Annotated in this window: 9 protein-coding genes; 6 read left to right on the top strand and 3 right to left on the bottom strand. The window is 71.1% G+C overall.

What is annotated here, in order from left to right:
- The 5 genes from VA603_RS08600 to fabG form a co-directional block, all read left to right on the top strand.
- Positions 1-445: LpxL/LpxP family acyltransferase (locus VA603_RS08600; RefSeq protein WP_486679290.1), on the top strand; the 445-nt coding region annotated here is incomplete at its 5' end.
- Positions 357-1,010, top strand: coding sequence for a LolA-related protein (locus VA603_RS08595; RefSeq protein ID WP_243693973.1), 654 nt, complete (start codon positions 357-359; stop codon positions 1,008-1,010). The genes VA603_RS08600 and VA603_RS08595, both read left to right, overlap by 89 nt.
- Positions 986-3,346 carry an MMPL family transporter gene (locus tag VA603_RS08590; RefSeq protein ID WP_323438538.1) on the top strand — a complete coding sequence of 787 codons (2,361 nt, stop codon included), beginning with the start codon at positions 986-988 and terminating at the stop codon, positions 3,344-3,346. Before VA603_RS08595 ends, VA603_RS08590 begins: the two co-directional genes overlap by 25 nt.
- Complete coding sequence (locus VA603_RS08585) at positions 3,333-3,764, top strand: hotdog family protein (RefSeq protein WP_323438537.1); 432 nt, start codon at positions 3,333-3,335, stop codon at positions 3,762-3,764. The genes VA603_RS08590 and VA603_RS08585 overlap by 14 nt, the downstream gene beginning before the upstream one ends.
- Before the next feature lie 34 nt (positions 3,765-3,798).
- Positions 3,799-4,524 (top strand): 3-oxoacyl-ACP reductase FabG, encoded by a 726-nt coding sequence (gene fabG / locus VA603_RS08580; protein WP_323438536.1) that lies wholly within the window; start codon positions 3,799-3,801, stop codon positions 4,522-4,524.
- Between the two features lie 11 nt (positions 4,525-4,535).
- Here fabG and VA603_RS08575 read toward each other — a convergent pair whose 3' ends face one another.
- From VA603_RS08575 to VA603_RS08565, 3 genes are read right to left on the bottom strand one after another with little or no spacing between them, the layout of a single operon-like run.
- On the bottom strand, positions 4,536-5,324 hold the full coding sequence (locus tag VA603_RS08575; RefSeq protein ID WP_323438535.1) for a glycosyltransferase family 2 protein: 789 nt from the start codon (positions 5,322-5,324) through the stop codon (positions 4,536-4,538).
- Entirely contained in the window at positions 5,317-6,114 is a 798-nt protein-coding gene (locus VA603_RS08570) for a beta-ketoacyl synthase chain length factor (RefSeq protein WP_323438534.1), read from the bottom strand. The genes VA603_RS08575 and VA603_RS08570 overlap by 8 nt, the downstream gene beginning before the upstream one ends.
- Positions 6,114-7,316 (bottom strand): beta-ketoacyl-[acyl-carrier-protein] synthase family protein, encoded by a 1,203-nt coding sequence (locus VA603_RS08565; protein ID WP_132866099.1) that lies wholly within the window; start codon positions 7,314-7,316, stop codon positions 6,114-6,116. Before VA603_RS08565 ends, VA603_RS08570 begins: the two co-directional genes overlap by 1 nt.
- Positions 7,317-7,559: 243 nt before the next feature.
- Here VA603_RS08565 and VA603_RS08560 point away from each other — a divergent pair, with 243 nt between their 5' ends.
- Positions 7,560-7,835: a YcgL domain-containing protein gene (locus tag VA603_RS08560; protein WP_132863820.1), complete on the top strand. Its 276-nt coding sequence runs from the start codon at positions 7,560-7,562 to the stop codon at positions 7,833-7,835.
- Positions 7,836-7,883 lie beyond the last annotated feature (48 nt).

The raw sequence follows: 7,883 nt of genomic DNA, 5'->3' as shown, positions 1-7,883 counted from the left end.
CGGGCCGAGCATCGCGCTGGCCATCCAGCAGGCGCTGCAGGAAGGGGCGATCGTGTCGCTGCTGGTGGACCGCGCGCGTCCGGGCGAGGCCGTGGTCAAGGTGCCGCTGCTGGGCAGCCCGGCGCCATTCCCGGCCGCACCGTGGTTGCTGGCCAGCGTGCTGAAGGCGCCGGTGATGCTCGCCTTCGGCCTGTACCGCGGCGGCAATCGCTACGATCTGTGCTTCGAGCCGTTCGATGCGCGCGTGGACATCCCGCGCGCGCAGCGCGCAGACGCCCTCACCGCGCTTATCCAGCGTTACGTCGACAGGCTGGAGCATCACCTGCACGGTGCTCCCTACAACTGGTTCAACTTCTATGATTTCTGGCAAACCGAAACTCCGTCCCCATCTGCTCGGCCTGCTGCTGGCGAGCCTGGCGACACCGGCGCTGGCCAGCGGGGTTGATGCCGGCTGGATCCTGCGCCAGCTCGCGCAGCCGGCGCCGAGCCAGACCGGCTTCGTCGAGCTGCGGGGTTCGGCCCTGCTGAAGGAGCCGCTGCGCGTGGAAGGCCAGTACCGTCGCCCGGATGCGGCCACGCTGGTCCGCCAGGTGCGCGCGCCCTATGCCGAGACCACCACGATCGCCAATGGCCAGGTCAGCATCGACCGCAGCGGCAAGCCGCCGCGCGTGTTCTCGCTGCAGCGGGTGCCCGAGCTGGCCGACCTGCAGGCCAGTTTCGGCGCGCTGTTGTCCGGCGACCTGGCGAGGCTGGAGCAGGCCTACCGGCTGCAGGCCTCCGGCAGCGCGCAGCAGTGGCAGCTGGTGCTGACGCCGCGCGCCGAGGCGCTGGCACGGCGTGTGCGCGCGGTGACGCTGCATGGCCAGGGCAAGGAGCTGCGCTGCATCGAGACCCAGCCGGCACGCGGTGACCTGCAGCGCACGTTGCTGGGCAGTGCCGCGGCGGCGGCGGCCAACCTGCGCCAGGCCGACGCATTGGCCGCGCTGTGCCAGGCCGGTGGTGCGCGTTGAAGCTGACCGCGCCGCAACGCATCGGGCTGGCGATTGGCTGGCTGCTGTTGCTGGGCCTGCTGACGGCCTGGATCAGTTCGCGCATCCAGGTCAGCGGCGACCTGCGCAAGTTCATGCCCGATGCGCGCACCCCCGCGCAGAAGCTGCTGCTCGATGAACTGGGCGAAGGCCCGGGCGCGCGGTTGCTGTTGGTGGCGTTGTCCGGGGCCAGCCCGGCACAGCTGGCCGCGCAGTCGCGCGAACTGCGCGCCACGCTGGCGGCCGACACGCAGTTCGAGCTGGTCGCCAATGGCGAGCAGGCCGGGCTGGAGGCCTTCCCCGAACACCTGTTGCCGTATCGCTACCTGATCCACGCGCTGCCGGCCGATGCGTTCTCCCGTGCCACGCTGGGCGATGAGCTGCAGGCGCGGTTGCAGGACCTGGGTTCGCCGGCCGGCGGCCTGATCGAACCGTTGCTGCCCTCCGACCCCACCCTGCAGCTCCTGCGCGTGGCCGAAGCGCTGCAGCCGGCCACCGCGCCGCAACGCATCGACGAGGTCTGGTTCGACCACACTGGCACCCAGGCACTGCTGCTGGTGCAGACCCGCGCCGCCGGCTTCGACCCGGGCGCGCAACAGGCGGCGGTGGATGCGATCCAGGCGGCGTTCACGCACGCGGCCGGGAACAGCGGCAGCCACATCGAGCTCAGCGGGCCGGGCGCGTTCTCGGTGAAGATCGGCAACCGCACCGCCAGGGAAGCCAGCACCATCGGCACGCTCGACACGATCGGCATGGTCCTGCTGCTGTGGCTGGCCTACCGCAGCTGGAAGATGCCGATCCTGGGCTTCCTGCCGTTGGCCAGCGCCGGCCTGGCCGGCCTGGCGGCGGTGGCACTGGGCTTTGAGGGCGTGCATGGCATCACCATCGCCTTCGGCTTCACCCTGATCGGCGTGGTGCAGGACTACCCCATCCATTTCTTCAGCCATGAGCGCCCGGGGCGCTCGTCCTGGGACAACGTGCGCGCGCTGTGGCCAACCCTGGGCACCGGCGTGATTGCCACCTGCATCGCCTACCTGACCTTCCTGTTCTCCGGGGTGGAAGGGCTCAAGCAGTTGTCGGTGTTCACCATCACCGCCCTGGCCACCGCGGCGCTGGCCACCCGGTTCGTGCTGCCGGCGCTGGTCGACCCGGCCACGCGCGACTTCGCCGATTCCAGGCCGCTGGCGCGGGTGTGGGCCTACACCCGGCACCTGCCACAGCCGCGCTGGTCGCTGCTGGCGCTGGCACTGCTGGCCGGCGCGGTGGTGTCGTGGGCGCCGGGCCCGTTCTGGCAGAACGACCTGGGCCGGCTGACCCCGGTCGACCCGCAGGACCTGCAGCGTGACGCCCAGTTGCGCAGCGAGCTGGGCGCGCCGGACGTGCGCTACGTGATCGCCCTGCGCGGTAATGACGTGCAGGCCGCGCTGGAGGCCAGCGAGCGCCTGCGCCCGGCACTGGATGCACTGGTCGACAGGGGTGCGCTGGAGCGCTACGACATGGCCGCGCGTTACCTGCCCAGCGCCGCTACCCAGCAGCAACGGCAACGGCAGCTGCCGGACGCGGCCACGCTGCGCACCGCGCTGGCCGAAGCGGTCGCCGATACGCCGTTCCGCAGCGATGCGTTCGCGCCGTTTCTCGCCGATGTCGCACGTGCACGCGCCGCGCCGGCGCTGCAGCCGCAGGACCTGCAGGGCACGCCGCTGGCCACCGCCGTGGGCGGCCTGCTGGTGCAGGGGCAACAGCACAGCACCGCGCTGGTCTCGCTCAGTGGCCTGCACGATATCGCCGCGCTGGCCGCCGCCGCACGCGCCCAGGGCGGCGAGCTGCTGGACCTGAAGAACGCCTCCGAATCGCTGGTGGCCGATTACCGCGGGCGCGTGCTCGCCGCACTGGCCGTGGCGGTACTGCTGCTGTCGACCACGGTGTGGGCGGCACTGCGTACGCCGCGCCGGGTGGTGCGGGTACTGCTGCCGATGGCGCTGAGCACGCTGCTGGTGCTGGCGGTGCTGCGTGGCCTGGGCGTGGAATTGAACCTGTTCCACCTGATCGGTTTGATCCTGGCCGCCGGGCTGGGCCTGGACTACGGCCTGTTCTTCGAGCACGCCGGCGACAGCCACGCCGACCAGCTGCGCACGCTGCATGGCCTGCTGGTGTGCAGCGTGATGACGCTGCTGGTGTTCAGCCTGCTGGGCCTGTCCTCGATCCCGGTGCTGCGCGCGATCGGCAGCACGGTGGCGCTGGGCGTGGTGTGCAATTTCGTGCTGGCGCTGCTGGTGTCGCGCCATCCACTGCAGGAGCAGGCCGATGATCGGGCGTGAGCAGATCCTGCAACTGGTGCCGCACCAGGGCCGGATGTGCCTGTGGGACGAGGTGCTGGACTGGTCTTCGCAGCAGATCAGGCTGCGTGCCTTCAACCACCGCGATCCCGCGCACCCGCTGCGCAACGGCGGGCAGCTGGGGGCGATCCACCTGTGCGAGTACGGTGCGCAGGCAATGGCCGTGCACGGTGGCCTGCGTGCACAGGCGCGTGGCGGTGCGGTGACCCCCGGCGTGCTGGTGGCACTGCGTGACGTGCAGCTGCATGTGGCCCGCATCGATGACCTGGATGGCCCGTTGCTGGCCCACGCGCAGGTGCTGGTCGAGGCCGATGGCAGCCAGCAGTACGCCTTCACCGTGCACCATGGCGAGCGGCTGCTGGCCGAAGGCCGTGCGGCGGTGATGCTGCGGTTGCCGTGATTCCCTTCTTACCTTTCTGCAGGAACCCCTACCCATGACCCAACGACGTGCTCTGGTAACCGGCGGCAGCGGTGACATCGGTGGCGCGATCTGCCGCCGGCTCGCCGCCGACGGCGCGCATGTCATCGTCCATGCCAACGCCAACCTGGTGCGCGCGCAGGCGGTGGTCGAGCAGATCCACGCCGATGGTGGCAGCGCGCAGGCAGTGGCCTTCGACGTGGTCGATGGCCAGGCGGTGGCGGCGGCGCTGGAGGCCCTGCTGGCCGATGGGCCGATCCAGATCGTGGTCAACAACGCCGGCATCCATGACGATGCGCCGATGGCCGGCATGGACGCGCAACGCTGGAAGCGGGTGGTCGACGTCAGCCTGCACGGCTTCTTCCACGTCACCCAGCCGCTGCTGCTGCCGATGGCACGCACGCGCTGGGGCCGCATCGTCAGCGTGTCCTCGGTGGCGGCGGTGCTGGGCAACCGCGGCCAGAGCAATTACGCCGCGGCCAAGGCCGGCCTGCATGGCGCGACCCGTTCGCTGGCACGCGAGATGGCCAGCCGCGGCATCAGCGCCAACGTGGTCGCCCCGGGCGTGATCGAAGGCGAGATGGCCGCCGAGGCATTCCCGCCGGAGATGATCAAGCAGGCGGTGCCGGCCGCGCGTGCCGGCAAGCCGGAGGAAGTGGCCGCGCTGGTCGCTTTCCTGTGCAGCGATGCGGCCGGTTACATCAACGGCCAGGTGATCGGCATCAATGGCGGCATGGGCTGAGGCCCGGCGGCTCAGGCGCGGCTGTCGGCGTCGTCGATCAGCGGCGGGTTGGCGCGGATGGTGCGGTACACGCGCCAGACGTGGCCATGGCGCAGCGCGAACAGCACGATGTGGCGGGTGATGCGGTACAGGTCCTGCAGCGGCCGGAAGTGGCTGGGACGGAACTGTTCGTCGCTGCCGGCGCAGCGGTAACGCGAGTCGATGGGCACCGACACGCAGCGCGTGCCCAGTTGCCGCGCGGCGGAAATCAGCAGTTGCGCCTCGAACACGAAGCCCTCGGCGGGGATGTCGCGCAGCGCGATCACCTCGGCCGGATAGAAGCGTTGCCCGCTCTGGCTGTCGACCACCTGGTAATGGGTGCCCCAGGCGATGCCCCAGTCGCCGAAGGCGTTGGCCAGGCGCCGGTACAGCGGTTGCGCGGCGCGCTTGCGCAGGCGTGCGCCGATGATGATGCAGCCGGGGTGGCGGTTGGCGCAGGCCAGCAGGCGGGGCAGGTCGGTGGCGGCATGCTGGCCGTCGCCGTCCATGGTCAGCACGCCACGCAGGCCGCGCCGGGTGGCTTCCCGGAAACCGGTGCGCAGCGCGTCGCCCTTGCCGCGACGCTGGCGGTGGCGCAGCACGATGACCGGCAGGTCGGCGATGCGCTGGGTGGTGTCATCGTCCGAGCCGTCGTCCACCACGATCACGTGCGGGAACAGCGCCAGCGCGCCCTGCACGACCTCGCGGATGCGCAACGCCTCGTTGAGCGCCGGGATCAGTACCGCGACATCGTTCGGGGACAACGGCACGGGGTCATTCATGGCCCAGGCGGATCCTCAGCTGTTGCTGCCGACCGGCCGGCAGCAGGACCTGTTCGCTTTCCATCGCCAGGGCTTCCAGCAGCGGCAGCATCGGCTGCATGGCATTGCCGTGCAGCAGCGCGGTGAGCGGACCGGGCGCGGCGTCGGCGACGGGGGCGTCGGCGCAGGTGTCCAGGTGGACGGTGAGCGACGGCAGGCCGGCGCAGGGAACCCGCGAGAGCACCAGCGCCGCGCCGAGCAGTCCTTCGCTGGGCGCCGGTTCGGCCAGCGGGCCGCTGGCGCTGCCGTCATAGGCCACCAGCAGCACCGCCTCCTCGCCGGCATGCAACTGCACCAGCGCTTCCAGCAGGCCCTGGGCGAAGCTGTACGGCCCGGCGGTGATCGCGGTGGCCGGGACATGCGCAGCGGCGCCGATGGTCCAGTAGCCGGCCGCGGCGTTGTGCACCGAGTTGTGGAAGCGGGTGGGCGAGATCGCGCGCGGGTCGTCGGCCAGCGTGGCGCACATGTAGTCGGTGATCGACAGCTCGCCGTGGGTGGAGGTGAACACCGAGGACAGCGTATCCGGCGCGCGGTCGGCGGCCTGGCAGGCGGCCAGCGCCGCCTCCAGCGCCACCACCACGGTGCCCGGCGCGCGCCGGCGCTCGTTGGCGGCCAGCAGCTGCGGGGCCGGCCGTGCCGGCGGGGCGTCCGGGCGCTGCCCGGTGCGGACCCAGGCGCAGGCGCTGTCCCAGTCGGGCAGGCCGCTGCCCCAGAACCCGATGCCTTCCACGGTTGCCTGCAGCGCCTGCATCAGTGCGCCCTGCCGAAGACCAGCGAGCAGTTGTTGCCGCCGAAGCCGAAGGAATTGTTCATTGCGTAGTGGATGTCGGCCTGTGCATTGTCGAAACGGATCTGCGGGCCGCAGGCCGGGTCGGGGATCTCGCTGTTGAGCGTGCCGGGCAGCAGGCCGTGCTCCAGCGCCAGCAGCGCGAACACCGATTCGACGATGCCGGCCGCGCCCAGGGTGTGCCCGGTCCAGCCCTTGGTCGAGCTGGCGTGCAGGCTGTCCGGGAACAGCGCGGCCACCGCGGCGGCCTCCACGCTGTCGTTGGCCGGGGTCGAGGTGCCATGCAGGTTGAGGTAGCCGACCGCGGCCGGTTCGATGCCGGCGCGCTGCAGCGCGGCCTGCATCGCCAGGCGTGCGCCCAGCCCCTGCGGATGCGGCGCGGACATGTGGTGCGCATCGCTGGATTCGCCGTAGCCGCGCAACTGCAGGCCAGTGCCCGGGCCGGCCCCGGCCCGTTCCAGCACGGCGAAGCCGCCGGCCTCGCCCAGCGACAGCCCGACCCGGCGCGCATCGAATGGCTGGCACGGCGTTGGCGCGACCAGCTGCAGGGCGTTGAAGCCGAACAGCACGCTGCCGCACAGGGTGTCCACGCCACCGACCAGGGCGGCGTCGGCCAGCCCCGCATCGATCAGGCGCGCGGCCTGGGCAAACACCTTGGCGCTGGACGAACAGGCCGTGGCCACGGTGACGCAGGGGCCGTGCAGGCCGGTGGCGGCCTGCACGAAGTCACCCAGCGAGTGCGGGGTATGGATGCGCACGCGGTAGCGCAGGTCCTGGGGGAAACGGGGCGTGCCGTCGGCATCGTCGACCAGCCGCGCATAGGCGTCCTCGGTGGACCCGATGCTGGCGGTGGAGGTGCCCATCACCACCGCCACGCGCCCGGCGCCGTGGCGCCCGACGACCTGCGCGACGGCCTCCAGCAGGCCGTCCTGCTGCAGCGCCAGCCAGGCCAGCGCGTTGTTGCGGCAGTCCAGCTCGGCCAGGTGGGGGGGCAGGGCGACGGCCTCCACGCCCTCGACGCGGCCGATCCAGCAGTCCAGCGGCGCGTTGCCGAAGTCGTTGCGGCGCAGCCCGCTGCGGCGTTCACGCAGCCCCTCGCGTTGTGCATCCCGGCCCGCGCCCAGCGCGGTGGTGGCGGTGTAGGCCAGGATGTCCAGGGCAGCGATGGGCGGGGTGGCAGCGATAGGCACGCGGGCTTCCAGGGGATCAACGGGGCGCGAGTATATAGACGCCCGCCCGGATACGAGCTGACGGCGGCAGCCGGGAACGGTGCCGACCTGCACGTCGTTTTGATGAAAATGAATGCAATGGTTGCGCTAAATGCCCGACGTTTCAGGGATTACGCCTTTCAACAGCGCCCTGTTTCCGACACAATCATCAGCTTCCCATGCAGGGCCAAGCCCGCTGGCATGCAAGCCTACGTCTATAAAAGCCAACGCAAGCAGGACACCTACGTCTACCTGGCCAAGCGTGATGATTTCGATGCGATCCCGGCCTCGCTGGGCGCAACGCTGGCCCCGTACACCTTCGTGCTCGAGGTTGCCCTGACCCCCGAACGTCGCCTGGCCCAGGTCGATGCCGCGCTGGTGCGCGCCAACCTGGCCGAGCGTGGTTTCCACCTGCAGCTCCCGCCGCAACCGCTGGCACCGGTGAAGATCGCCCGCATCGACGGCCGCGATGACTGAAACCCTGCGTACCCGCGCGGTCGCGGTCGCCTTGGCGATCGGTGTGGT

Origin of the sequence: Stenotrophomonas capsici (genome assembly GCF_034961085.1) — a bacterium.
Lineage (GTDB): Bacteria > Pseudomonadota > Gammaproteobacteria > Xanthomonadales > Xanthomonadaceae > Stenotrophomonas > Stenotrophomonas capsici.
Note: the sequence above shows the minus strand (reverse complement) of the source record. Positions and strands in the feature narration are given on the sequence as shown.